This window comes from Gottfriedia luciferensis (assembly GCF_002156865.1).
Lineage (GTDB): Bacteria > Bacillota > Bacilli > Bacillales > Bacillaceae_G > Gottfriedia > Gottfriedia luciferensis.
In genome coordinates, this window is record NZ_NCTA01000003.1 from 132,995 (window position 1) to 158,133 (window position 25,139).

Consider the following 25,139-nt stretch of genomic DNA (forward strand, 5'->3'; position numbering starts at 1 on the left):
TGGTATAAATATTAATTGAGTAGGTGTTTAAATTTATGATTAAGTTATTTGTTAGCGATCTTGATGGTACGATGTTTCATCAAGGCCAGTTATTTGAACATGACATTGAAGCATTAAAAAACCTTTTAAATCAAGGGGTCATACTATGCTTTGCTTCCGGCCGTCTAGATTATGAAATCGTTCAAATTATGGAAAGATTAGAAGGAAATTTCCACCGTATAAGTATGAATGGAACTTATATTTATTCAAATGACGGTGAAGCTCTACTAGATGCCACTTTCCATCCAAGCATAGTAGCAAAAGTTTTCGATATGATTTCCCAAGATAAATTTTTAATATATGTAGCTGATAATTCAACTTACTACATAGAAGAAAAAACTGATTTAGTAAAAGAAATCGAAAAGAACTCCAGTATGAAAACTGTAGAACTAAAAACATTAAAAGAGGATTTAGGGAAAACCATCACTCCTAAGAAATATGTAGTTTTAGGAGAAGATGAAGACTTACTTCAACTACAAAAAGAATTACAAGAAGAATTACCAGAGTATATAACATCGTTTATATCCGCAAAAAATTGCTTAGATATTGTTCCTGCTAATGTTAGTAAAGGATCGGCAATCAAAATACTAATCGATAAACTAGGAATCCAACCTGATGAAATTGCATGTATTGGCGATGCGTACAATGACATCTCAATGTTCGAACTAACTCCAAATAGTTTTGCTATGGAAGATGCTGACGATGAAGTTAAAAAATATGCTTCGTACACTGTCCCATCAGTTTCAGAAGCAGTTAAAATTGTTTTACAAATTAAATAATATAAAAAAAGGGTGCTTACATAAGCACTCTTTTTTAGTATAAATTTTCTTGAGAAATTCTTTAATAAAGACTTGTACAAATGATTTAAAGTGGTTATTCATGATGTTAGAAAGGAGAATAGTTAACAGGAGATTTATCATAATATTGATATCAATTTTTAAAATGGTACTCAAAATGTTTTAAAGAAATACTTTTTCTTTAAAGATATTGATTGGAACGAAAGGTTGCTCGACTCCTGTGGGAAATGCGGGAAGGCTGAGACCCCACAGGAACGGACGTGACGAGGAGGCTCAGCTCCACGCCCCACGGAAAGCGAGCATCCTGTAGTGGAAATCAAGGTCATGTTATTCATTTTTACCAAAATAAAAAGAGTGCTTTAATAGCACTCTTTTTTATCGATCAATATCAATTGTAAATCGATATCGGTCTGCTCTGTAAATACAGCTAACATATTCAAGTGGTATAGCATCATTAATAAATGTAACTTGATGTAATTCTAAAGCTGGTGACTCCTCAGCCACTTCAAGAATTAATGCATCTCTTTCCGACATTAAAGATGCTTTAATCCATTTAGTGGCCTTTTTAATTGAATAGCCTAATGTAACTTCAAAAAACTCGTACAAAGAGTGATTCAATGCTTTTTCATCAATACGATTTACTAAATGTTTAGGTAAATAAGTAGTTTCTATGGCAATTGGATGATCATTCGCTAAACGGCATCTTTCAATTTTAAATACTTCAGAGCCAGCTTCAATTGATAATACTTCTGCCAAGTATTCATCGGCTTCAATTGTAGAAAACCCAAGTAACTTATTTGTTGGTGTTAATCCAATCGATGTAATATCTTCCGAAAAACTCCTTAATGATTTTAACGATTCTTCAACTTCTATTCCATCTTTAACAGAAACAAACGTACCAATTCCTCGCTTACGACTTACTAAAGATTCTTTAACAAGATTATTTAAAGCTTGTCTTATTGTCATTCTGCTAACGTTTAACATCTCACTTAATGTTTGCTCAGAAGGAATACGCTCACCAGGCTGCCATTCCCCTGAATTAATTTTTTGCTTTAAAATCTCTTGAATTTGGAAATAAATCGGTAACGGAGAATTTTTATCTAGTTTAATCATTATTTACGACAAAGTGAGTATGCTTCTTCATCAACAATAACTGTTACATTAGGATGGTTTTGAAGTGCAGTAGCTGGACAATTCGTATCTACTTTTCCAAATAACATTTCCTTAACAGCTTCTGCTTTTTTAATTCCTGAAGCAACTAAAATAATTTCTTTAGCTTTCAGAATTGATCCGATTCCCATTGTTACAGCATGAGTAGGTACATCCTCTTCATTTTCAAAATAGATTTTATTTGCATTTCGTGTTGATTCTGTCAGTTCAACGATATGCGTTGGAGTATTAAATGATGTTCCTGGTTCATTAAATGCAATATGTCCATTCTCACCAATACCTAAAAGTTGTAAATCTACAGGATGCTTTCTAAGAATTTCTTCGTAATTTTTACAAGCTTCTTCTAAATTTTTTGTATTTCCATTAGGTAAATGATTTTCTTTAAATTTTAGATGACTAAATAGTTGATCTGCCATATATGTGTGATAACTAGTTTGATCATCTTCTGCTAATCCAACATATTCGTCAAGATTCACAGTAATTACATTTGATACATCAGGTTTATGAATACGAAATTGCTCATAAATCCCTAGTGGCGAACCACCAGTTGCAAGACCTAACGTAAATTCCACTTTCCCTTTAAATGCGTTTACCATTTGTTCGTATGCTACTTTTGAAATTTCTTCTGCATTTTTTACAACGATTACGTTCATAAAGTCACCTCATTCATTGATTTACCTTGTCTAGTAGTATTAATTACGAAAAACTCTGGAGTCATTTGAACAAAATCAGCATCTTTACCTTGTTCTAATGCACCTTTATGCTTTAAGCCGAATTCTTCAGCCTGATTTATTGACGTCATCTGAACTGCTTCCTCAGGTGTACAACCCGTAAACTTCATAATATTTCTAAATGCTTCATCCATTTTTAAAATACTGCCTGCTAGAGTACCATCTTTTAGTCTAGCACTGTTATTTTTTACAAATACAGGTTGACCACCTAATTCATACTCACCATCTTCTAATCCTTTTGCTCTCATTGCATCCGTTATTACACTAATTTTTTTAGGGCCTTTTAAACGATATGCAAGTTTTACCATATCCGGATGAATATGAATTCCGTCTGGAATTACTTCTACCATTACTTGATCATCAAGTAATACATGACCTACTGTCCCTACTTCTCGGTGATGCATTGGTCTCATTTGGTTATATAAATGTGTGGCATGTGAAATATTTCTTCCTTCAAAATCAGCACCAATTGCATCAGAATGACCTACTGTCCCAACAACACCAGTATTTTGAAGCTCTGCTTCTAGCTCTTTTGCACCTTCAACTTCTGGAGCATAAGTTACCAATTTTATTAAACCACCTGAAGCGTCTTGCCATTCTTTAAATAATTCAACATCAGGTTTAATAATGTATTCTAATGGTTGTGCTCCGGCCTTGTCCTTATTCACAAATGGACCTTCTAAATGAATCGATTCAAAATGAGCTCCTAATTTCTTAGCTTCCTTTAAGGACTTCAATGCATTTTTAATATTCTCTTTAGATTGCGTCATAGTTGTTGGAAAAAAGGTTGTTACCCCTTCTTTCATCATTTTTTTACTCATCGTAACCATTGTGTTTGGATTAGCATCCATTGCATCTACATCATATGCACCATGAATATGAATGTCGATCATTCCAGGGATTATAACTGTACCAGTTCCATCGATTATTTCTTCACCTTCGCTTATAAAGCTTTCCATGTGTTCAATACGTGTAATTTTTTCATCATAACGAATGTAACCATTTTCAATTACTTCTGTTCCTGTATAAATCTTCACATTAATAATTGATTTCATATGTTCTCCTCTTTCCTATTCATAAGAAGTCTTTATCAATTTAACAATATAGAAAATAGTGTTTACTTAATCATCATTCACATTCCATTGAGAAAAGAAAGCTGATTTCTACATCCTCATTTTAAGTTATATACACCTAGTTGTCTATACTACCTAAGTGAATTTTTTGTAAAATATACTGCTATTTGTTCATAAATAGTAAAATATCGTTCACTTGTTCTTTTGATTAGAACCTTTGGTGAGGGATTCACAATTTCAGAATACATATGGGACAAAATGAAAAGTATTGGTATTTTCCTCATGGATTCACCAATACTTCTTTTTTTTCAATATATAATTTTTGACCATTCGTTGATAATTCTATATCTCCATATTCAACTGTAGAAAATTGCTGAATCCCTAAATGGTTTAATCTCTTCATTACTGATCGATGTGGATGACCAAATAAATTAAATCGATCATATGAAAGGATTGCAACTACTGGGTTTACTGCAAAAAGAAAAGCCTCTGATGTAGAAGTCGATGAACCATGATGTGGTATTTTTAATACTTGGGCATCAATATTATCATGTTTAATTAGACGTTCTTCTGCCTTTCTTTCAATATCTCCTGTTAATAAGATTGAAATATCATCATATTTGACTTTTAGAACAATCGAACTATTGTTATTTGAGTATGATTTTTTTCCACTATTTAAAACTGTAATTTCTACGTTTGGATCAAGTTCTATTTTATCATTTAGCTTAGCAATACGAATTGGAATATTTTTTTGATACGCTTCTTTTTTATACAAATAATATGAGTGGGAATTATATTTTTTTCCACTATCTAGGATATTTTTTACTTTAACCCTATTCATTACTTTTAATAATCCACCAATATGATCAATATCTGGATGAGAACTGACAAGTAAATCAACTTCACTAATATGAAGTTTTTTAAGCTTTTTTATGACAACACCGCCATGTTCAACATCTCCTCCATCAATAAGTACTGTCTTCCCGTTTGGTAAGATCATTACCATACTGTCTCCTTGTCCTACGTCAAAAAAATATACTAATAATGGATGAGTAATATAGCCATAATTAGTTGTTCTTGCCTCAATCGTTAATTTGTTGCTAAAAATTGTTGTAAAAAAAATAAAGAAAAAAATTATTAGAGAATAAAGTCTTCGATTCTTCTTCATTCACCCTTCCTCCTAATAATATTTTCTCATCGTGAATTCAAAAGTATGTATGTGAGGGTAAAATAAGTTGGATTATGAGTATTCTTCATATCGATTCAATTATTCATAGCACTTTATTACTTTCTCTTTTTCTGAAGTATAATAACCTCTTAAAAAGAAGGTTGATTTCCGTTCCAGGATGCTCGCTTTCCATGGGGCGTGAGGTGAGCCTCCTCGGCAAGCTGCGGGGTCTCCCCCTTCCCGCTACTCCCATAGGAGTGAAGCACATTCCACTCCAATCAATATCTTTAAATATTCTAAATTTTAAACAATAAAATCTTTTATGAAATGTCTTTGTAAAATATAAACAATTAACATAAAAAGAAATAAAAAAACGCTGTAATACAGCGTTTTAAAATACTTCTTCAAGTCTTTTTACAACGAATAGCGATTCACTAACTTGGATTGTGGTTTGATTTGTAATATATATGCCATGCATACCTAATTTCAAGGCAGGTGATATTTCATTGATAAAGTTATCCCCGATCGAAACAACTTCATGTGGCAATACATTAAATCTTTCCATTATATTCTTATAATGTTTTTCTGTTTTTAATGGTTTCTTTCCATCGGTAATTTCTAAATGGAACAAATCAGTTAATCCCAGTAATTTTAATAGTCTAGTTACGTCTTCACGATCTGAGTTCGTTAATAAAACGATTTTTTTTGAATCTTTTATCTTGTTTAATCCTTCTTTTAATCCTTTAATAAATGGGATATTAAAATCCTCAGTGGCCATATATTCTTTCGTTTTATCATAACAATGGTACACATCTCTTGCTCCATAATGATAACTTGTTACTAAAGGTATCCACCATCCATCTCCAATTGGAATAAATGGTAGTTCATAATTAACTTTTTCAAGATAGTCCGCTTCTAATTCATCCTTTGAAAGAAGCTGTCCTTCCCAAGTAAAAACCTGAATTGGTTTTAACGTTATTGGATCCAAAGAAATGATTAAATCTTTCTCTGAATCATAAATTTTACCGATTGTTAATGCATGATCATAATCTTTTATTTTTTTATAATCTCTTAAAAAGGATTCTCGTTTATCTGGACTAATCTCATTTGCTAATAATTCAGCATAGTAATCGTAATGTTCAGTACCATCATATAAAGTACCATCTAAATCGAATACTAATACTTTTGATTTCATTAATAGATTGTGCATTCCCTACTCCTTAGTTAACTTTGTCATTTACATCTAGAAGATAATTAAATGTTTTATTTTCATCATTTAAATCAAATTCATAAAATATTTTATACATTCCTGCTTTCGGTAAATCAAGTTCATATTTTACCTTTGATTTTTTTTCTGGATTATTAATTTGTTTGAAATATGTACCGTCATCTTTAATAATATAAAATTGATGATTACTGAATTTAGAATGCCTTTTAAATTGATCGAAGTTGAATGTAATTTTACTCTTTGTTTTCGGAAAAATTGAAGTATATAACAAAGATACTCTGTAATCACTCGTCTTCTTCGTTAAAATTGAAGTTGGATAAAGATTATCATTTTCCTCTTTATTCATTTGGAAAATCTTTGTATCAATCGTTTGATCATTTAAAAATATACTTACAAAATACGGAGTTTTTTTCTTAAACGTATACTTAAAAGTAAAATGATTATTTCCATTATAAACTGGATCGATCACTTTATAAAAATCTAACTTCTCTGAAGTAATAAAAATTTTAAGATTGTCACGTTGTGGTACGCTCATTGATCTCGAAATGATACTTACTTCCTGACTACTTTCTTTTGAGGTAAGATGCCAATTAACTTTTTGAACTTTAAGTGAACTTACTTGATTACCATTAGACAGTATACTATGGTTAAGAAGACGGTTACTAATTAATAGAATAATTAATATAGCAAGACATATAGTTTCAATAAATCGAAATTTCATAAATCATTCTCCCTTTAATAGATGTAATTAGCATTTTTCTTTCTATTAATAAGTAAGCTTAATTTCTTATTGTAATCTCTTTCATTATTTTCTTACATATGCAATAATTAATATTCGCCATAAATTATCAGTATTGGTTAAATCTGTATTTTTTCAAAATACTATATTTAATATGTACTACGTTGAACCTACTATTTCCTTTAAGTAGCCATTCAAATTAAGAATGTTTTTTATTGAACTGTAGAAACTAATATACTGATAACAAATAGGTTATTTTATTTAGATTTAATAGGAGGATAAATAAATGAGTATACATATTGGTGCTGAACAAGGCGCGATTGCGGATAAAATTTTATTACCAGGTGATCCATTAAGAGCTAAATATATTGCAGAAACATTTTTAGAAGACGTAGTCTGCTATAATGAAGTTCGTGGAATGCTTGGTTTTACTGGTACATATAAAGGTCAAAGAATTTCAGTTCAAGGAACTGGAATGGGTATACCATCTATCGGAATTTATGTAAACGAATTGATTAACAGCTATGGTGTAAAAACATTAATTCGCGTAGGTACTTGTGGCGGAATTCAAAAAGATGTAAAAATACGTGACGTAATCATGGCGATGACAACTTGTACAGATTCTAATATGAATCGCCAAACATTCCCTGGTTTTGATTACTCTCCATGTGCTAGCTTTGATTTACTAAAAAAAGCTTATGATGGAGCTGTTAGTAAAGGATTAAATGTAAGAGTAGGAAATATCCTAACTTCTGATATTTTCTATAGAGAAAGTATGGACATGTATCAAAAATTAGGAGAATACGGAGTTCTTGCAGTAGAAATGGAAACAACTGCATTATACACAATTGCAGCTAAACATAATGTAGATGCACTTACTGTACTAACTGTAAGTGATCATATCTTCACTGGCGAAGAAACATCTGCGCAAGAAAGACAAACTACTTTTAACGATATGATTGTTATTGCTCTAGATGCAGCGATCGCATAAAATCATATGAATTGATTGAGCTTTTAGGCAAAGACAGCGACGTAGTTACACTGATTTAAAACCTAAAATTGGTAACTAAGTCGAGTTTTCTTCATCGCTCCTAATTTATACTTTATTATTTTGTTAAAAAGCCGGAATAGTATAATATTCCAGGCTTTTTTTTATTTATTAATATTATGATAACTTATTATTCCACTTTTTGTTCAATCAAAGGTACAATAGCAATATCGAATTCATAGTAAGGATGGTTATATATGAAGAAACAGCAATCAATCTTATTTTTCACATGGATTGTAAGCATTATTGCAACACTAAGTAGTTTATCATTTTCGGTCATAAATCATTGGACACCTTGTTCGTTATGCTGGTATCAGCGTATTTTTATGTATCCAATCGTTTTTATCGTAGGAATTGCATTTTATAAAAATAAAATGAAAGATGTAATTTATGTTCTTCCATTATCATTAATTGGTATGTGTATTTCAATCTATCATATTTTAATCCAAAAAGTACCTGCTCTGAAGGAAACAGCAACACAATGTGGTCCTGTTCCTTGTACTGGCGATTATTTAAATTGGTTTGGATTTATTACAATTCCAATGTTAGCATTTGTTGCTTTTCTACTAATTAATATTTGCTGTATTACAATATTACGAAAATCAAATTAAAATAATTCAAGCTGCTCGGTTGAAGAAGGTCCAAATTCGATACCAAGCAGCTTCATTAATTGTTTTGCATTATCCGCTGCATCTCCACCAGAATTATTATTAAAAAGGATACAAAGTTCCTTCGAGTTTTTTGCTAAATGTTCAATTCGGTCTACCCATTCTAAAAGTTCTTCCTCGTTATATCGATATAAATAACGAACTTCACGCCAATTTTCTTGCCCGTTATGATTCCAACCGTAAATATTTCGTCCATGAAACCGGATTAAAGTTAATTCTGGATTCGTAGGATGAAGTACAATTGGTATACTTCCTGTACCTGCTTGAGGTTCATCACAAATTGAATGAATCCACCCCTCGTTTTTCATAAATTCTAAAGTTTGGTCATGATATTGAGAATAAAACCAAGATTGATTCCTAAATTCTAAAATTGCCGGTAGATCTTTTAACTTACTTTTTAGCGTTCTTAATAATTCAACATTCTCTTTTTTACAATTAAACCACGGAGGAAATTGAAACAAGACACCTTTGAGTTTATTAGCTTCTATTAAAGGCTGTATCGATTCCAAAAATGGAGTTAAAAGCAATATTTGTTCTTCTTTTGAATAATTTTGCCTCGAATGTCCAGTTATACCACCATAAGCTTTTACAATAAATGAAAAGTCAGCTGTTGTTTGATTTACCCATTTTTGATAGTTTGATTGTGGCATAATGCTATAATAGGAAGAATCAATTTCAACAATTGGAAAATGAGTACAATACTGTCTTAATTTTTTTGATGAGTGAATCCGCTCAGGATATAAGCTATCATGATCACCCCATCCAGTAACCCCAATTTTAATTTCCATAATCCGCTCCAAATTTTTATATTCTTAATCTTAACATTTCTACTTAATACTTGTATAAAGTTTCAATATAGATAAAATCTTTTTAACTTCTACTAATATATTTTTAAGATCAATCTTACCCATATTTGGTCACTGTACCATTGTTCGCACCTTCAAATCCCCATACAATAACCCTTATTGGCCAATTTCATGATAGAGAGTATTATTAAATAATTATTTTAAATTTTCTTTAAAATAAACAGTAGAGTTTGATATAATGTCTAAGGTATAAACTTATTTTAGTAGAAATTGGAGTAAAGTGTAAATGATAAACGAGACAATGAATGATTTAAAAATTAAAATAGCTGAACTTGAAGAACAAATAAAATCGTATGAAAACATTTTAAGTACAATTACTTCTGGCTCTATATTTTCAAAAGAAACTCGTGAATTATCAAACACATATCATTCATCAAGAGAAACAAGTTTTTCTAAAACAACGAATGAAATTGAAGAAAACCTTCCATTACATACAAAATTCTCTACCTTTTTAACGAATAGTAAAAGAACTTTACAATCGATCTACGACGCATTTCCACACCACATTTTATTTATTGATAAAAATGGGATTATTACGTTATATAACCAACAAGTTGCGTTAGATTTTAAAATTACAAGATATGAATTTATTGGACGACCTATTAAAGACCTTTTAAAAGTTGGAGAAAAAGATATTTTCATTCTCCAAACACTACAAACAGGTGAAGAGTTTTATAATAAAGAAATATTAAATATAAGCTATGGGATCATTAATACTCGTATTATCCGTGATTTAAATGGAGATATTTTAAGAGTAGTAGGTGTATTTCATAATTTAAATGACGCTAGAGAATCCGAAAAACTAGCTATGTCAGGTAGAATTGCTGCTGGTATTGCCCATGAAGTTCGTAATCCTCTTACGACGGTTAGAGGGTATTTACAATTTTTACAAGAAGATGCACCTGTTCAATATAAACAATTATTTAACGAGCTATTAATTCCAGAATTGGATCGAGCAAATGGTATTATAACTGACTTTTTATCCATTACTAAAAACTCAAAATATAAACCAGAACCAATTAAAATAAATCATTTTTTAACAAATCATATTAAGCAATTATTCTTTAGTGAGACTGTATTAAATAATGTTAACGTTCAATATAACCTATCAAATGAATTAAATGAGCACAATATTTACTTTGATCGGAACCAACTCGTTCAAATATTTTTAAATTTATTCCATAATGCAATTGATGCTAAAAAAGATGGGCTACTTACCATTAATATCGCAACTTTTATTGAAAATGATGTGATCTATATTGCTTTTAAAGACAATGGTTCAGGGATACCTCCTGCAGATTTACCATACATATTTGATCCATTCTTCTCAACTAAAGACGATGGAACCGGACTTGGTTTATCACTAACAAAGAAACTAATTCAAAATCACAATGGAACAATTTCTGCTTTTAGTGGTAAAAATGGTACGACTTTTACGATTTCATTACCAGTGAGAGACAATCGTTCATAATGATTAAAAATAAAGAAAACTCGTCGACTGGCGAGTCTTTAGGCAAAGACTGAGGCTTAGTTGCACTCATACTTAACACCAGAAATTGGCAACTAGATCCAGTTTTCTACACCTAATAAAAAAAGACCAAAAATCAAATTTTGGTCTTTTTTTATTATACTGTTAAAATAATTTTCCCTGTAGATTTTCTGCTTTCTAATAAATCATGAGCTAGCTTTCCATCTTTTAGTTCAAATATTGTTGGTTCTTGTACAAGTAATTCTTTATTCGCGATCCAATTAAATAGTTCATTACTTCTACGTATTCTTTCTTCTTTAGAGATTAGGACATTCCATAAGTCCCCACCTGTTATTGTTTTTGAAGTATCCATTAACATTCTCGGATCAATATGTACTGGATCTCCCCCAGCCATACCATAAAATACAACTGTTCCGTGAATTTTTGTTGCTTCAAAACTATCCATTATCGTAGAACCTACTGATTCATAAACAACATCTACACCATTTTTTTCTTTTGTAAATTCCTTTGTAAGAGAAACCCAATTATCATTATATAAGAATACTTCTTTTGCTCCAATGGATAATGCTTTTTCTCTCTTTTCCTGAGAGGACGTTAAACCAATAACTTCCCCACCTTTTAATCGAATCATTTGCGTCAACAATTGGCCAACGCCACCTGCTACTGCATGGACAAGCGCAGTATCTCCAGGTTTTATTTTATAGCTATCATTAATTAAATAATGAGCTGTTAATCCTTGTAGCATAATGGAAGCAGCAATTTCAAAACTAATTTCTACAGGGATTGGTACAATATGAGTTTCTTTTGCAGCAACATATTCTGCATTTGCATAAGGTACATCTGCAAACGCAACGCGATCTCCTACTTTATAGCCTGTTACATCCGAACCAACCTCTGAAATAACTCCTGAGCCCTCGTAGCCTAAAATATATGGAGGATTTCCAGCTAAATGATAATTTCCTTTTCGACGATATATATCAGCAAAGTTAACGCCTACAGCCTTCATTTTGATTAATACTTCATCATTTGAAATTTTCGGTGTTGCTATTTCTTCATATGTTAATACATCCGATTGACCAAATTCTCTAAAAACTAGTGCTTTCATTTTCATTCGTCCTTACTTTTAAAATTCAAAAACAAAATCCTCATCTGTTAATTTTTCCACAGTAACTGCTTTTACATACCCATTACCTTTTACAGAAAAGAAATCGTGATTTTTAGTATCTGTTTTTAATCCATTCAATACAATTGGATTAATATCTTCTTCTTCGAAATAATAATCAAATCCTAAGTTCATTAACGCTTTATTTGCATTGTATCGGATAAACTTATTAACTTCTTCAACTAAACCAATTGAAGTATATATCTCTTCCGTATATTGTAATTCAATATCATATAGTTGAACTAATAATGACATTGTTTCATTGAAAAGTCGAGTTTTTTGCTCCTCCGAGAATTTTTCATATATTTGTTGAGCTAGTAATCCTACAAAGACACCATGAATACTTTCATCCCTTAAAATAAGATTAATAATTTCTCCACTAGCTGTCATTTTTCCTTGTCCTGCTAAATATAGCGGGAAGAAAAATCCACTGTAAAATAAATAACTCTCTAAAAATACACTTGCAACCATTGCCATATATAATTCTTCATCTGACACATCACGTTTTAATAATGTTAAATAATATGAAGAAATCAATTCGGATTTTTTAGTAAGGACAGGGTGTTCATCTACCCATTTGAATAACTGATCTATTTCATCTTCAGTTGCAAGGGTTGTAAATATATGTGAATAACTTTTAGCATGTACTTCTTCCATAGCGCCCATGAAAGCTAGTACACTTTTAGCTTGTAAGTTTTTAAGATGAACTAAGATTAATGGCATCCCTTCTCCGCCTTGCTTAGTATCTAATAATGTTAATCCACCTAATACTTTTTTAAACGCTTCTTGCTCTTCAATTGATAAATTGTTCCAAGTATTTTTATCTGAGGAAACAACGATTTCTTCTTCAGTCCAAAACTGAGAAAGGTTTTGTTTCCAAAACACTAGGCTAAAGTCATCTTCTTTTTTATTCCAGTTTACTGCTTTCATCTATATTATCCCCCTAATCATAAAGAAAGCTCGATGATATAGAACAGATTGCACGAAGCATTCTATATTCGAGCTTTACAATTTAGATCATCAAGTAATTTAATTTGGCTTCATTATAAATATCGACTATTTATCGTAACTCATTAAGTCTAAAGTTAAACTGAGCAACTTATACATTCTTCAACACTTAATTTACGAGTTCGTGTGTAATATAAACTTTTTAATCCTTTTTTATTAGCATAAATATAATATCTAGCTAGTTCTCTCGTAGAAATATCACTATTTACATATAAAATTGTACTGATACCTTGATCTACGTGTTGTTGAATTTCAGCAATTAAATCAATTAATTTAAATTGGTTTATATCATATGCTGATTTATAGTACCAAAAGCTATTTTTTGATAAATAAGGCATTGGATAATATGTTGTAGAGTTTGCATATGTTCTAGATTCAATGACATTTACGATCGGCATAACTGATGATGTAGCGTTTTGAATATAACTAATTGATTGTGTAGGTGCAATTGCTAAACGATAACTGTTGTATAAACCATACGCTTGTACTTGCTTACATAATGTTACCCAATCAAATTCATTAGGGATATAAATTCCATTAAATAACTCTTTTACTTTTTCTGTTTTCGGTTCATATGAATTCGACGTATATTTTTCGAAGTAAGTACCTTTTGCATACTCACTTTTTTCAAAATCCTTGAACGTTTTTCCAGTTTCTTTAGCGATTAACATACTTTTTTCAATTGAATAAAAATTCATCATCATAAAGAAAGTATTTGCAAAATCTTTTGCTTCTTCACTTTCATATGCGATTCCGTTTTTCGCAAAAAATCCATGCAAATTCATTGCACCTAAACCAACTGAATGAAGTTCTTCATTTGCTTTTTTAACAGTAGGTGCATTATCTATTTCTGTCATATCTGAAACTGCAGTTAATGCTTCAATTCCAACATGTACAGATTCTCTTATTGATTTATTTTCCATTACGTTAACGATGTTTAATGAACCTAAGTTACAATTCACATCTCGTTTAATGACATCTTCTTCACCGTAGTTATTGATTTCAGATGTTTCTTGAACTTGAAAAATTTCTGTGCACAGATTAGACATTTTTATATCGCCGATATCCTTCAATGCATGCTGTTGATTTGCATTACTCTTATACATTAAGTATGGATATCCTGATTCTAATTGAATAGCAGCAATTTTAACTAAAAGGTCACGAGCATTTAAATCTAGTTTTTTCTTTTTAACTCTATCATTTGCTACTAATTCGTCATATCTTGCATCTAGATCAAAGTCATCTAAATGGATCCCGTATTCTTTATATACAGTGTACGGTGCAAACACATAAAATGGTTCGTTTTTCTCAGCTAATTCAAAGAATTTGTTTGGTACGATTAAACCAATTGAAAGTGATTGAATTCTACTTTTCTCGTCAGCATTGATTTTCTTAGTATCTAGAAATTCAATTACGTCCCAATGGAAAATATTTAAATATGAAGCACCAGCACCTTTACGTTGTCCAAGCTGGTTCGCGTATGAAAATGAATCTTCCAAAAGTTTCATAACAGGAACTACACCGCTAGCAGCGTTATCGATCTCTTTAATTTGTTCACCACGAGCTCTTAACTTCGATAAGTTTAAGGCAACTCCTCCGCCTATTTTTGACAGTTGCATTGCTGTATTAATTTGAAATCCTATTGAGTTTAAACTATCATCCATTTCAAGTAAGAAACATGAGACTAACTCTCCTCTTCTACTTCTACCAGCATTTAAGAATGTTGGAGTAGCGGGTTGATAGTTTTGTTGAATCATCATTTTTGCTAACATTAATGCTTTTTCAATATTACCTCTTCCTAAATATAGCGCAACGATCGCAACTCGATCTTCATATCCTTCTAAGTAAAACTTTCCATCATTTGTTTTTAGCGCATAATCTTTAAAGAATTTTGATGCAGCCATATATGATTGGAATGTGAATTCAGCACTGTAAACCAACTCATATAATTTCTCTATTTCATTAAAGGAGTAGTCTAACTCAACATTATAATAATAGTTTTCTTGAATCATATAGTTTAAGCGTTCTTTTAATGAAGAAAACTGAATTTTTTTATCTTCAACTTCTTTTAAGAAACAAAGTAACGCTTCTTTATCTTTCTCTAGATCAAAAAAACCATCTTTTTTAATCGTTAATTCATTATTCAGCTCAATATGTCTCAAGCTTTTCCACTCCCTCAATAAAATATTGTACATCTCGACTTGTCCCTGACAGTTCAAACTTTGATAACACTGGAACTTGATAGTCTGATGCTATTTTATCTGCACTAGCTGCAAAAGAATCTCCCCAGTTTTTATTACCACTTGCACTGACTGCTTTTAAATACTCAGAATTATTTTTCAAAAAAGTACTTACTGTTTCAGGTACATTACCAAATCCTGTAGTATAAGTTACGAGAATATACGGTTCTTCAATTTTTAATCCATCTTTTATTTGGATTGACGGCATTCTAATTTTATTGACAAATCGTTTAACATTGCCAGTCATTGAACTGTAAACTATCACCATATTATCACCCTCGTTAATATGTAAGAATATTGAAAATACTTATGTTATATACCTACATATTGTATTATCTTTTTAGAACAAACACAATATATAGTTCTTAAAATATAAAAAGAAACATTTCGACAATTTATCTCGAAATAAAACAATAAGTGAAATTTAACAAATTATGGAGAAGAGTGCAATAAAGTGTAAAACGATTTTTTTGTCAATTGACCTAAATGTCATTTCACAAAAAAAGTACTCATTAACACCTTGCGAAATAAGAAAAAAAGCTAAAAAAACTTTTTTTTTTCGCAAACTTTTAATGGGTACTTGATTAAAATAATATAATTTTTACAATTCTATTAACTTCTAGCTTCTTTTAAATAAGTATAAATTACACCGCCGCCATGCTGAGCAATTCCACGAAAATGCTTAAAATCTTCTCGATTTACGATTATTTGTCTGAAATTTAAAAAGTCTTCTTTTGTCACACTAATTTCTGAAATTTCTCCATTAATTAGCTGATTTATTAAATGATTCATTTCATTTTGTTCCATATACTCACCCTTTATCATTAGATCGATTATATTAAAAAAAACATACTCTCTTCTAACATTAACAAAGAATGGATTGATTGAAAACTAAATCGATACATCAAGAATTTTTTCAGTTACGACTAAATTCAAATTTTTATTGTTTATTAAAATCACTTCACTTTTACCGTTTTTTAAAACTAAAAATGCTTTAGGAATGATTTCAACACCTGTTCCAAGAGAAGCAAATTCAAATGAAGAATGAGCTTCTCCGAGTACTACATGCATTTCAAAAAATGGTATTAATATAATGTTTTCAAAAAATAAAACCGGATCACCAATCAATGTATTGTTGCTTACTAAATCCTTTAATTCATTTGAAATTTCTACTTTAAATTCTTTAAACCATTCATTCAACAAACTTACCTCCAGAAAGTGCTACAACCATTTTTGCCTTTCAAAAGGTTTTTAAACATAATTTCCCATGAAAATAGACTTAATTGTAAAAAAATTTAAATTTTCTCTTTACCTTTAAACCGTTTTCATGAATAATAGAAGGTGTCAAGTCAAAACTTTGTTAGGAGATATGCTCATGAAAATTGCAGAAGCAGGAAATATCATTGAGTTTAAACAGGGGTTAAAAGGTAGAGTACAAAAAGTAAATAAAAATTCTGTCATCGTTGACATATCCATAATGGAAAACTTCAGAGATTTAGAAATGGAACCACTTACGGTTGTAAACCATAAAAATTATAAAATAGTAATAGCTGCAGAATAACGATATTACTAATCAGTTTAATACGATCTTTTTACAAGTTATAATCTACATAGTTTTTATTTCTATTAAAATTTTATAAGATTTCTTTTCAAATCCGTCTTAGGTCCCGTGTGTATCACGGGACTTTTTTTTATTATTACAAATAATAATGCAATTGTGGATTTCAACCATTCATTCTTAAGTAGAGGAGATGGCTATTTTGTTTCTTTGTCCAATTCTTTAAAAGATTTTACTTTATCATGTGGATTATGGTTCGTCTTTCTCTCATTCCAAAAACGTTCCTTTTCTTTTTTTGATTTTGTCATTTTCGTCACTCCTAAAAAGAAATATCGTTTCATTTTATCATTTCACATATTTGTAAAATCTATGTTATTTATTTTTTTACATAGGTCATTTTTTAAAAAAATTATCAGAAGTAACATAAAAAAAGAGAAAGGAATTAATCCTTTCTCTTTTTATTTTTGGCTCTGTTAAAAAAGAATATTGATTTAACAGAACATTACTTATAAAAGTAGAAACTATACTTATAAGTTTTGATCATTTACACCTGCTAACCATCTATTAACAGGTTCTAGTGTTTTCTCGATGCAACCATCATTAAATGGTGATTCTAGCTTCGCTTCTTTAACTAATCCTAAAAACGACTGACTACCACCCAATTGGCAAAGTCCAACATAATCTGACCAAGCTGCATCTCGATCTTCATGCATTTTATTCCAAAATTGGAGTTCACAAATTTGAGCTAATGTATAGTCGATATAATAAAACGGCGATTGATAGATATGGCCTTGTCTTTGCCATAATCCACCTTTTTCTAAATAGCTGTTCCCATCATTAACTCGATGAGGTAAATATTTTTCTTCAATACTTTTCCACAGACTATGACGTTCTTCTGGTGTTAACTCAGGGTTTTCGTAAATTTTATGCTGGAATTCATCTACAGCCACACCATAGCTTATAAATGTTACTGCGCTACTTAAATGTGTAAAATAATATTTTTGTGTATCTTCTTTAAAGAAGTTTTCTTGCCATGGCCAAGTGAAAAATTCCATACTCATCGAATGAATTTCACAAGCTTCGTAAGTCGGCCAATTATACTCAGGTGTCTCAAATTTACGGCTTTCATAAACTTGGAACGCATGACCTGCTTCATGAGTTAATACATCGATATCTCCAGAAGTCCCGTTAAAATTCGAGAAAATAAACGGCGCTTTATAATTTGGAATATACGTACAGTATCCTCCACCTTGTTTTCCTTCTTTAGCTACTAAATCAAGTAGATTTTCATTAAGCATAAATTGGAAAAATTCACTTGTTTCTTTCGATAATTCATCATACATTTTCTTTCCATTTTCAATAATCCACTCAGGATCACCTTTTGGAGTGGCGTTACCAGATACAAATTCGAATTTATCATCGTAATAATACAGTTGTTCTACTCCAATTCTTTTTGCTTGACGCTCTCTTAATTCGGTAGCAATTGGAACAATTGTTTCTAAAACTTGCTCTCTAAACTTCTTAACATCATTTGCATCATAATCAGTTCTCATCATTCGTGCATAACCAAGTTCAATAAAGTTAGAAAAACCTAATTTTTTTGCAATACGAGTTCGGATTTTTACTAATTTATCATAAATCTCATCAAATTTGTCTTGATTCTCTGAGAAGTAACCGAAGTATGTATCACAAGCAGACTTTCTAACTTCTCGATCTTTGTCTTCAAAATATGCCGAAATTTGTGCTAACGTTTTCACTTCTCCATAGAATGGAAGTTTAGCCGCAGCGACTAACTTTGCATATTCAGTCGTTAATTTATTTTCTTCCTGTAAATCTGGTATTACCTCTTCGCTTAGTATTTTAACTTCACATTCCGCTAAGGCAAATAATTGGCTTCCATATTTTTCTTCAAGCTGTTCTCTAAATGGTGAGCCAATTAATGCTTTATAGTATTGTTGTCCATATGATTGAACAATTGGTGTATTCTCATCAAAGAATGCTTGCTCATCTTCATAAAATTTGTCGTTCGTATCTACAGAATGGCGAACTGCACATAAATTTTCCATCGTTGAAAATTCATTTCTTAAATCATTAATTTCATTCATTGCTAATTCTTGTTCATAGACCGTAGAAGCATCATAAAAATTTTGTAATGAACGTTTAAATTGTTCACCGAAATTTTTTATATTTGGTCTAGAGTACTGGTAATTTTGAAAACCCATGTTAATCCCTCCATTTTTTTGTGATATTGCTATTATATAAAAAAACACCTGGTAAAAAAACCTAATTTTTAATAAATTTCTGAAAATTTAAAATTATTTACTTAGAACTAGATAACTATCATTTTCATCCGATACTAATAAGGAGAATTAGTTTAGTGAATAAAAATCATTCAAACACAAGATTTAATACAGAGAGGAACATTTGGGTCTATGGATAAAAGTTCAGTTATTGGAATTATATTAGGTTTTATTGCAGTTGGAGTAGGAATGTTTTTAAAAGGTGTCTCTCCTTCTGTACTTCTTAATCCCGCAGCTACCTTAATCATCGTAGTTGGAACGATTGCAGCTGTCACAATAGCCTTTCCAGCTAGTGAGTTAAAAAGAATACCTAAATTATTTAAAATTATTTTTGGTAATGAAGAAAAGAACAGTGTTTTGGATGTCATCCAATTATTTTCTGATTTAGCTGTAGTTGCAAGAAGAGATGGATTATTAGCATTAGAAGCAAAGCTTAATGAAATTGAAGATCCATTTTTAAAATCAGGTTTAACATTAGCAATCGATGGTCAATCACCTGAATATATTAGAGATGTTTTAGACGAAGAAATTGATGCAATGAAAGAGAGACATAATTCAGGAGCTTTAATCTTTACACAAGCAGGAACCTATGCTCCAACATTAGGTGTTTTAGGTGCGGTAGTTGGTCTAATAGCTGCCCTTGGAAACTTAAGTGATACAGATTTATTAGGACACGCAATCGCAGCTGCATTCGTCGCAACTTTAATGGGGATTTTTACTGGTTATGTATTATGGCATCCATTTGCTAATAAGTTAAAAAGAAAATCAAGATCAGAAGTAAAAAGAAAAGAAATTATGATTGAAGGTATCTTATCAGTTTTAGAGGGACAACCACCTCGTTTAATTGAACAAAAGTTAGCTGTATACCTACCTATTAAGGAACGCTCGTTAATTAATATAAGTGGAGAGAAAATGGATGACTAAGAAGCGAAAAAATCACGATCATGAAGAACATATTGATGAAAGCTGGCTTATCCCATATGCCGACTTGCTAACTTTATTATTGGCTCTTTTTATCGTTTTATTTGCTTCCAGTAGCGTTGATGCAACGAAGTTTAAACAAATCTCTGATTCATTTGAAACAATTTTTAGTGGAGGTAAGGGTGTTATGAATTACCCTTCTGATACAATTCCTGAAAATACAAGTGGATCGTCGAATGAGCATGATAATAGAGGAAATGGAGAGCAAAATCAGAAAGAACTACAAGCTGTTCAAGCTAAAGTTGAAAACTATATCCAACAAAATAATCTAAAGGATATTTTACAAACGAAGTTAACTGATGAAGGCTTATTAATTACGATCACTAATGATGTGTTGTTTGATTCCGGAAGTGCAGTCATTCGTAAAGATGAGCAAAGTATTGCAATTCAAATTTCTAAATTAATAGTAACAAATCCTCCTCTTAGTGTAATCATCTCTGGACATACTGATAATGTTCCTATTAAAAATGAATTATTCCAAGACAATTGGGATTTAAGCGTAACTCGTGCAGTAAACTTTATGAAAATTATGCTCGAAAATAAGAATTTAAAACCACAATCATTTAGTGCGAAAGGGTTTGGTGAATATCAGCCTATAGCAAGTAATGCAACCGAAAGTGGTCGAGCAAAAAATAGACGTGTAGAAATTCTAGTTCTCCCAGCGGGTAAAACAGATCAATCTAAATAATTCTAACAATAAAAATGATTGGCTAGCCTTTTAGGCAAAGGTAGAGGCTTGTTGCACTTATATTTTAACATTAGCAACTACTTCGAGTTTTCTATACCGCTGGCAATTGAATGGTAAATAAAAAAGCTCAATGATGAGCTTTTTTATTTTGATTCATGATATCCAATTTTCTTTAATAAGTGAATTAAGAATTTTTTTTCCTCATTTGAAAGATCACTCATTTGTTCATGTAGAAATTTTTCATGTGCAGGAAAAATTTCTTTCATTAGTTCATTTCCGCATTCCGTTATTTCTGCATAGATTACTCTTCGATCTGCTATACATGGATTTCTCACAACTAGTCCCTTTTTCTCAAGCTTATCTACCACATATGTAATGCTTCCGCTGGCAATAAGTATTTTTTCTCCAATATGCTGTAGTGGCTGGTTTCCTTTGTGATATAAAAGTTCTAGTACTGCAAATTCAGTAGGATTTAAATTAAAACTAGCGATTGATTTGTTTGCTGAATCATTAATTTTTCTATGTGCGCGTGATAATACAATAAATAATTTTAAAGAAAGCTCTATATCTTCTCTATTAGTCTCATCCATATAAGTACCCCTTTAATTTCTTTTACATAATTCATTCTATTTTATTATTTGCTTATTAATTTATATTACGATTTCTTTATTGTAAATGATTTATTTATTTCATTTTGTAATTTCTTTTGATATGAAATGATTAACTCATCCAACTCTTGGCTGGCTTTTAATGTCAATCGCTCGTTTATTCCTCTCGTTTCCGCAAAAAATACCATTTCATCTCTTTTTATTGAAATTGATAATAACAAATGACTGAGTTGAGATTCATTCATTAGCTTATTTCCCTTCTACAGGATAATTTTTCTATTCAGTATGTCATGAAAAGATTTAAATAACCATTTAATTAATATTATTCATTTTAACTATTTTTCTAAAATAGATACAAGTTGAAACCTACTAAGCAAAATTACCTAGTAGGTCTTTTTAGTTTATTAATGACAGCTTATTTTAAAACTTCTTTATTAATAAATTAGACGACTTTCTACGAAATCCTTCTATTATTGATTAATTTTGCTATTTTAAAGACCTGTTAAAAAAAGAAAATTGAACAGTTATTTCTATTATAAATTAAAAAAGCTGAAATGTAATGGAATTTATTAACCATTACAATTTCAGCTTTCTTCCTATCGATTAATTGCCTGCTTTAATTTTATGTCCCTGAATCATCATCATTTTAACTTTATAACTAATAAGAAATTCAATGCCTTCTAGCCATTTTTTTGTTTCCAGTGGATTTCGTCCCCAAACTGTTATACCATGATTTCGAACGAGAACTGCCCCAAAATCATTTGTTAAAAATGGAGTATAAGCACGTTTAAACGCTTCCATATCTTGAGCATTTTCAATGATTGGCACTGATATTTTATTTTCAAAATAGGAGCTTGTTAAAATATGAATCATTTCATTATTCTCAAGCTCTACCTTTCCTTCATCTCCAAATAGTTCAGAAATAACATTATTATCTACAGTATGTACATGGAGCACACAAGTTGCAGATGTTTTTTCATATATGTTGGCATGAACTAATGTTTCGAGTGACGGTTTTAATATTGTATCAAAAACCGGTTCACCTAAGTTATTCACAACAATGAATTCTTCATCACAACGTGCTCGCTTATCTTTCTCATCCGCTGTTACAAGAAATAATAATGGATCATCAGAAATCTTCATTGATAAATTACCGCTTGTTCCATAAAACCAGTCTCTTTTAGCTAAATCACACTTAATATTCGCAAGTTTTTTCCACTGTTCTAGAAATAAACTCATATTTACACCTCCACTTATTTAGACTATCTATTTGGACTCCGTTAAAAATTCAAACTATTCTTACTATTTATCAAAATTATGTCATGTCACGGACTTCATTGTCAATAGTTCTAAGTAAATGAACAAACACCAATTATTTACATCTTTTACCTTTTTTTGATAAGAATTATTGATTTAGTACTTTTTTTACTTCTTGATTAGACAGAACGCCAATTTTATTACATAAATAAGTAAAAAATATTAATTTCCTGTTCATGTTTTTGTCCTTTCTTTCCTTAGGGAAACTTTTTTGCGTTTAGTAAATCATATGATTCATTTGTAAGTTTTGTGAAAAAATTTAAGGGCAGGAACAAGGAAAAGATAAAAGACTTGAGAGAATATGATGATTTCCTCTAAAGTTTTTCTTGTCCTATATGCACGCCTTTCCTGCTTCTTTCCTGCATTTCCTTCCTTTCCTGCTTTTCCCGCCTTTAATATTTTTATTAGTTTATGATAAAATAAATCGACAAAATTATAGAACGAGGTAAAGAAATGAACATTGTTTTAGCAACGTTAAATGCAAAGTATATTCATACTAATTTAGGTATTCGATATATAAAAGCTTATGCCCAACCGGAATATGATATTGAATTAGCTGAATATACAATTAAGGATCCTAGTCTCAATATCATTACAGATTTATATAAGCGAAAGCCAAAAATACTTGGTTTCAGCTGCTATATTTGGAATATCGAACAAACAATTGAAGTCATTAGAATGTATAAAAAAATTGATCCTTCAGTTGTCATTTTTGTTGGTGGACCTGAAGTAAGTTATGATGTCCATTATTGGCTAGATCGAGTAAAAGAAATTGATGTCGTGACGATTGGAGAAGGCGAAATTACTGTTAAAAAATTAATTAAAGCAATTGAAAACGATGAGGATTTAACTTCTATTAGCGGCATTGGTTATCGTGAAGATGGCAAAAATATCATTAAACCTCAAACTGAAAAATTAGATTTAACGACGATTCCTTCACCCTATCGATTTAAAGAAGATTTACCATTTTTAAGTAAAAGAATTCAATATATCGAAACAAGCCGTGGTTGTCCATTTAATTGTCAATTCTGTTTATCTTCTATTGAAGTGGGAGTACGTTATTTTAATAGAGAAGTGATTAAAGATGATATTCGTTATTTAATGGCAAATGGTGCGAAAGTTTTTAAATTCGTAGACAGGACATTTAATATTAGTCGAAGCTACGCAATGGATATGTTTCAATTTTTAATTGATGAACATGTTGAAGGTACTGTATTTCAATTTGAAATTACTGGAGATATTATGCGTCCAGAGGTCATCGAGTTTTTAAATAATCATGCACCTAAAGGTTTATTCAGATTTGAAATTGGTGTTCAATCAACAAATGATGCGACTAACGAGCTTGTAATGAGAAGACAAAATTTTGAAAAGTTATGTAGAACTGTCACGCTAGTCCGAGATGGTGAAAAAATAGATCAACATTTAGACTTGATTGCTGGCTTACCTGAAGAAGATTATAACTCCTTCCGTCAAACATTCAATGATGTTTTTGCTTTGCGTCCTGAAGAACTTCAACTAGGATTTTTAAAAATGCTTAGAGGGACTGGCGTGCGTTTAAGAGCTCATGAGCATAATTATGTATATATGGATTATGCTCCTTATGAAGTTTTAGGTAATAATATTTTATCTTTTGACGATATTGTTAGAATTAAGCAAGTAGAAGACGTTCTTGAAAAATACTGGAACGACCATCGAACAAATAATACGATTGAATACTTAATTGAAAATGAGTTTGAAAGTCCATTTGATTTCTTCCAATTATTTGGTTCTTATTGGGAAGAACGTGGTTGGTCAAGAATTGGGCATCAATTAGAAGATTTATTTAGACGCTTAAATGAATTTTTAACTCATTACGAAATGAAAAATGGTTCACTCGTTAAAGATATTATGAAAATTGATTATTATTTAAATCATAAACACAAGCCTCGTAAACCATGGTGGGATGAAGAAGCAAACACTAATTTTACGAAAGAAATTTACAAAAGAATCATTGAAAATCAAGAAATACTTGGTTCAAAATTTACTGAATTAAAATTAAACGAAAAAGAAATTTATAAACATACTTTGATTGAACCACTTTCATTTGATATTGAACATTTCTTACGTACAAATGAATACCGAACTGGAAATTATGCAATGCTAGTTTATTTTTCGCCAAAAACTTACTCACCATCATTTTATACAGTTGAAGCTTAATACATTGCCAACAACTAGGACAATATTCTTAATGGATATTGTCCTTTTGTATTGATTTCATTTAT

At 30.7% G+C, this 25,139-nt stretch carries 26 protein-coding genes; 8 read left to right on the forward strand and 18 right to left on the reverse strand.

The window, feature by feature from the left end; all coding sequences use genetic code 11:
• The first annotated feature begins 35 nt into the window (after nt 1–35).
• Complete coding sequence (locus B7R67_RS04320; protein ID WP_088067872.1) at nt 36–818, forward strand: Cof-type HAD-IIB family hydrolase; 783 nt, start codon at nt 36–38, stop codon at nt 816–818.
• Nucleotides 819–1,211: 393 nt separating this feature from the next.
• Here B7R67_RS04320 and B7R67_RS04325 read toward each other — a convergent pair whose 3' ends face one another.
• The 6 genes from B7R67_RS04325 to B7R67_RS04350 all read right to left on the reverse strand — a co-directional run bounded on the left by B7R67_RS04325 (nt 1,212) and on the right by B7R67_RS04350 (nt 6,927).
• Nucleotides 1,212–1,949 carry a GntR family transcriptional regulator gene (locus B7R67_RS04325; protein ID WP_088067886.1) on the reverse strand — a complete coding sequence of 246 codons (738 nt, stop codon included), beginning with the start codon at nt 1,947–1,949 and terminating at the stop codon, nt 1,212–1,214.
• Nucleotides 1,949–2,659: a glucosamine-6-phosphate deaminase gene (nagB, locus tag B7R67_RS04330; RefSeq protein ID WP_167374905.1), complete on the reverse strand. Its 711-nt coding sequence runs from the start codon at nt 2,657–2,659 to the stop codon at nt 1,949–1,951. The genes B7R67_RS04325 and nagB overlap by 1 nt, the downstream gene beginning before the upstream one ends.
• Nucleotides 2,656–3,792: an N-acetylglucosamine-6-phosphate deacetylase gene (nagA, locus tag B7R67_RS04335; RefSeq protein ID WP_088067888.1), complete on the reverse strand. Its 1,137-nt coding sequence runs from the start codon at nt 3,790–3,792 to the stop codon at nt 2,656–2,658. The genes nagB and nagA overlap by 4 nt, the downstream gene beginning before the upstream one ends.
• Before the next feature lie 298 nt (nt 3,793–4,090).
• A complete protein-coding gene (locus B7R67_RS04340) occupies nt 4,091–4,978 on the reverse strand; it encodes a ComEC/Rec2 family competence protein (RefSeq protein WP_088067890.1) in 888 nt (295 codons plus the stop codon).
• Between the two features lie 391 nt (nt 4,979–5,369).
• On the reverse strand, nt 5,370–6,188 hold the full coding sequence (locus B7R67_RS04345; RefSeq protein WP_088067892.1) for an HAD family hydrolase: 819 nt from the start codon (nt 6,186–6,188) through the stop codon (nt 5,370–5,372).
• A 10-nt stretch (nt 6,189–6,198) separates the two neighbouring features.
• Complete coding sequence (locus tag B7R67_RS04350; protein WP_088067894.1) at nt 6,199–6,927, reverse strand: hypothetical protein; 729 nt, start codon at nt 6,925–6,927, stop codon at nt 6,199–6,201.
• Between the two features lie 304 nt (nt 6,928–7,231).
• Between B7R67_RS04350 and deoD the strand changes: the two genes are divergently transcribed.
• Together deoD and B7R67_RS04360 are read left to right on the forward strand one after the other, a co-directional pair.
• On the forward strand, nt 7,232–7,936 hold the full coding sequence (gene deoD / locus B7R67_RS04355) for a purine-nucleoside phosphorylase (RefSeq protein WP_088067896.1): 705 nt from the start codon (nt 7,232–7,234) through the stop codon (nt 7,934–7,936).
• A gap of 254 nt (nt 7,937–8,190) precedes the next feature.
• Nucleotides 8,191–8,604, forward strand: coding sequence for a disulfide oxidoreductase (locus B7R67_RS04360; protein WP_088067898.1), 414 nt, complete (start codon nt 8,191–8,193; stop codon nt 8,602–8,604).
• On the opposite strand, the gene B7R67_RS04365 is transcribed toward B7R67_RS04360, so the two are convergent.
• A complete protein-coding gene (locus B7R67_RS04365) occupies nt 8,601–9,449 on the reverse strand; it encodes a DUF72 domain-containing protein (RefSeq protein ID WP_088067900.1) in 849 nt (282 codons plus the stop codon). The two genes, B7R67_RS04360 and B7R67_RS04365, sit on opposite strands and share 4 nt — an antisense overlap.
• A 304-nt stretch (nt 9,450–9,753) precedes the next feature.
• Between B7R67_RS04365 and B7R67_RS04370 the strand changes: the two genes are divergently transcribed.
• Nucleotides 9,754–10,998, forward strand: a complete 1,245-nt coding sequence (locus B7R67_RS04370; RefSeq protein WP_088067902.1) for a two-component system sensor histidine kinase NtrB — start codon at nt 9,754–9,756, stop codon at nt 10,996–10,998.
• A gap of 154 nt (nt 10,999–11,152) precedes the next feature.
• On the opposite strand, the gene B7R67_RS04375 is transcribed toward B7R67_RS04370, so the two are convergent.
• From B7R67_RS04375 to B7R67_RS04400, 6 genes are all read right to left on the reverse strand, one after another.
• On the reverse strand, nt 11,153–12,121 hold the full coding sequence (locus tag B7R67_RS04375; protein WP_088067904.1) for a quinone oxidoreductase family protein: 969 nt from the start codon (nt 12,119–12,121) through the stop codon (nt 11,153–11,155).
• 18 nt (nt 12,122–12,139) lie between these two features.
• Nucleotides 12,140–13,108, reverse strand: a complete 969-nt coding sequence (nrdF, locus tag B7R67_RS04380) for a class 1b ribonucleoside-diphosphate reductase subunit beta (RefSeq protein WP_088067906.1) — start codon at nt 13,106–13,108, stop codon at nt 12,140–12,142.
• Nucleotides 13,109–13,263: 155 nt separating this feature from the next.
• Nucleotides 13,264–15,348, reverse strand: a complete 2,085-nt coding sequence (nrdE, locus tag B7R67_RS04385) for a class 1b ribonucleoside-diphosphate reductase subunit alpha (protein WP_088067909.1) — start codon at nt 15,346–15,348, stop codon at nt 13,264–13,266.
• Nucleotides 15,335–15,694, reverse strand: a complete 360-nt coding sequence (gene nrdI / locus B7R67_RS04390; RefSeq protein ID WP_088067911.1) for a class Ib ribonucleoside-diphosphate reductase assembly flavoprotein NrdI — start codon at nt 15,692–15,694, stop codon at nt 15,335–15,337. Before nrdI ends, nrdE begins: the two co-directional genes overlap by 14 nt.
• Nucleotides 15,695–16,038: 344 nt before the next feature.
• Nucleotides 16,039–16,233 (reverse strand): hypothetical protein, encoded by a 195-nt coding sequence (locus B7R67_RS04395; protein ID WP_088067912.1) that lies wholly within the window; start codon nt 16,231–16,233, stop codon nt 16,039–16,041.
• 84 nt (nt 16,234–16,317) lie between these two features.
• Nucleotides 16,318–16,626 (reverse strand): spore germination protein GerW family protein, encoded by a 309-nt coding sequence (locus B7R67_RS04400; protein WP_088067914.1) that lies wholly within the window; start codon nt 16,624–16,626, stop codon nt 16,318–16,320.
• A gap of 175 nt (nt 16,627–16,801) precedes the next feature.
• Between B7R67_RS04400 and B7R67_RS04405 the strand changes: the two genes are divergently transcribed.
• Nucleotides 16,802–16,987 (forward strand): YkvS family protein, encoded by a 186-nt coding sequence (locus B7R67_RS04405; RefSeq protein ID WP_088067916.1) that lies wholly within the window; start codon nt 16,802–16,804, stop codon nt 16,985–16,987.
• 194 nt (nt 16,988–17,181) lie between these two features.
• On the opposite strand, the gene B7R67_RS22450 is transcribed toward B7R67_RS04405, so the two are convergent.
• Both B7R67_RS22450 and B7R67_RS04410 read right to left on the reverse strand, forming a co-directional pair.
• Nucleotides 17,182–17,292, reverse strand: a complete 111-nt coding sequence (locus B7R67_RS22450) for a DUF6254 family protein (protein ID WP_235822082.1) — start codon at nt 17,290–17,292, stop codon at nt 17,182–17,184.
• Nucleotides 17,293–17,511: 219 nt separating this feature from the next.
• On the reverse strand, nt 17,512–19,206 hold the full coding sequence (locus B7R67_RS04410) for a M3 family oligoendopeptidase (RefSeq protein ID WP_088067918.1): 1,695 nt from the start codon (nt 19,204–19,206) through the stop codon (nt 17,512–17,514).
• A gap of 210 nt (nt 19,207–19,416) precedes the next feature.
• Here B7R67_RS04410 and motA point away from each other — a divergent pair, with 210 nt between their 5' ends.
• Nucleotides 19,417–20,208 carry a flagellar motor stator protein MotA gene (gene motA / locus B7R67_RS04415; RefSeq protein ID WP_088067919.1) on the forward strand — a complete coding sequence of 264 codons (792 nt, stop codon included), beginning with the start codon at nt 19,417–19,419 and terminating at the stop codon, nt 20,206–20,208.
• A complete protein-coding gene (gene motB / locus B7R67_RS04420; RefSeq protein WP_088067921.1) occupies nt 20,201–20,953 on the forward strand; it encodes a flagellar motor protein MotB in 753 nt (250 codons plus the stop codon). Before motA ends, motB begins: the two co-directional genes overlap by 8 nt.
• Nucleotides 20,954–21,096: 143 nt before the next feature.
• On the opposite strand, the gene B7R67_RS04425 is transcribed toward motB, so the two are convergent.
• From B7R67_RS04425 to mtnB, 3 genes are all read right to left on the reverse strand, one after another.
• Nucleotides 21,097–21,543, reverse strand: coding sequence for a MarR family winged helix-turn-helix transcriptional regulator (locus B7R67_RS04425; RefSeq protein ID WP_088067923.1), 447 nt, complete (start codon nt 21,541–21,543; stop codon nt 21,097–21,099).
• A gap of 65 nt (nt 21,544–21,608) precedes the next feature.
• On the reverse strand, nt 21,609–21,806 hold the full coding sequence (locus B7R67_RS04430; protein ID WP_088067925.1) for an aspartyl-phosphate phosphatase Spo0E family protein: 198 nt from the start codon (nt 21,804–21,806) through the stop codon (nt 21,609–21,611).
• Between the two features lie 358 nt (nt 21,807–22,164).
• Nucleotides 22,165–22,800, reverse strand: a complete 636-nt coding sequence (gene mtnB, locus B7R67_RS04435; RefSeq protein ID WP_088067927.1) for a methylthioribulose 1-phosphate dehydratase — start codon at nt 22,798–22,800, stop codon at nt 22,165–22,167.
• A gap of 531 nt (nt 22,801–23,331) precedes the next feature.
• On the opposite strand from mtnB, the gene B7R67_RS04440 reads away from it, so the two are divergent.
• A complete protein-coding gene (locus B7R67_RS04440) occupies nt 23,332–25,074 on the forward strand; it encodes a B12-binding domain-containing radical SAM protein (RefSeq protein WP_088067929.1) in 1,743 nt (580 codons plus the stop codon).
• Nucleotides 25,075–25,139 lie beyond the last annotated feature (65 nt).

Coding starts and splice junctions, on each gene's coding strand:
- deoD (WP_088067896.1), top strand. CDS start 7,232: ATGAGTATACATATTGGTGCTGAACAAGGCGCGATTGCGGATAAAATT.
- B7R67_RS04440 (WP_088067929.1), top strand. CDS start 23,332: ATGAACATTGTTTTAGCAACGTTAAATGCAAAGTATATTCATACTAAT.
- B7R67_RS04430 (WP_088067925.1), bottom strand. CDS start 21,806: ATGAATGAATCTCAACTCAGTCATTTGTTATTATCAATTTCAATAAAA.
- B7R67_RS04410 (WP_088067918.1), bottom strand. CDS start 19,206: ATGGGTTTTCAAAATTACCAGTACTCTAGACCAAATATAAAAAATTTC.
- motA (WP_088067919.1), top strand. CDS start 19,417: ATGGATAAAAGTTCAGTTATTGGAATTATATTAGGTTTTATTGCAGTT.
- B7R67_RS04325 (WP_088067886.1), bottom strand. CDS start 1,949: ATGATTAAACTAGATAAAAATTCTCCGTTACCGATTTATTTCCAAATT.
- B7R67_RS22450 (WP_235822082.1), bottom strand. CDS start 17,292: ATGACAAAATCAAAAAAAGAAAAGGAACGTTTTTGGAATGAGAGAAAG.
- motB (WP_088067921.1), top strand. CDS start 20,201: ATGACTAAGAAGCGAAAAAATCACGATCATGAAGAACATATTGATGAA.
- B7R67_RS04320 (WP_088067872.1), top strand. CDS start 36: ATGATTAAGTTATTTGTTAGCGATCTTGATGGTACGATGTTTCATCAA.
- nrdI (WP_088067911.1), bottom strand. CDS start 15,694: ATGGTGATAGTTTACAGTTCAATGACTGGCAATGTTAAACGATTTGTC.
- B7R67_RS04405 (WP_088067916.1), top strand. CDS start 16,802: ATGAAAATTGCAGAAGCAGGAAATATCATTGAGTTTAAACAGGGGTTA.
- B7R67_RS04340 (WP_088067890.1), bottom strand. CDS start 4,978: ATGAAGAAGAATCGAAGACTTTATTCTCTAATAATTTTTTTCTTTATT.
- nagA (WP_088067888.1), bottom strand. CDS start 3,792: ATGAAATCAATTATTAATGTGAAGATTTATACAGGAACAGAAGTAATT.
- B7R67_RS04375 (WP_088067904.1), bottom strand. CDS start 12,121: ATGAAAGCACTAGTTTTTAGAGAATTTGGTCAATCGGATGTATTAACA.
- B7R67_RS04365 (WP_088067900.1), bottom strand. CDS start 9,449: ATGGAAATTAAAATTGGGGTTACTGGATGGGGTGATCATGATAGCTTA.
- B7R67_RS04370 (WP_088067902.1), top strand. CDS start 9,754: ATGATAAACGAGACAATGAATGATTTAAAAATTAAAATAGCTGAACTT.
- B7R67_RS04425 (WP_088067923.1), bottom strand. CDS start 21,543: ATGGATGAGACTAATAGAGAAGATATAGAGCTTTCTTTAAAATTATTT.
- B7R67_RS04345 (WP_088067892.1), bottom strand. CDS start 6,188: ATGCACAATCTATTAATGAAATCAAAAGTATTAGTATTCGATTTAGAT.
- B7R67_RS04350 (WP_088067894.1), bottom strand. CDS start 6,927: ATGAAATTTCGATTTATTGAAACTATATGTCTTGCTATATTAATTATT.
- B7R67_RS04395 (WP_088067912.1), bottom strand. CDS start 16,233: ATGGAACAAAATGAAATGAATCATTTAATAAATCAGCTAATTAATGGA.
- mtnB (WP_088067927.1), bottom strand. CDS start 22,800: ATGAGTTTATTTCTAGAACAGTGGAAAAAACTTGCGAATATTAAGTGT.
- nagB (WP_167374905.1), bottom strand. CDS start 2,659: ATGAACGTAATCGTTGTAAAAAATGCAGAAGAAATTTCAAAAGTAGCA.
- nrdF (WP_088067906.1), bottom strand. CDS start 13,108: ATGAAAGCAGTAAACTGGAATAAAAAAGAAGATGACTTTAGCCTAGTG.
- B7R67_RS04360 (WP_088067898.1), top strand. CDS start 8,191: ATGAAGAAACAGCAATCAATCTTATTTTTCACATGGATTGTAAGCATT.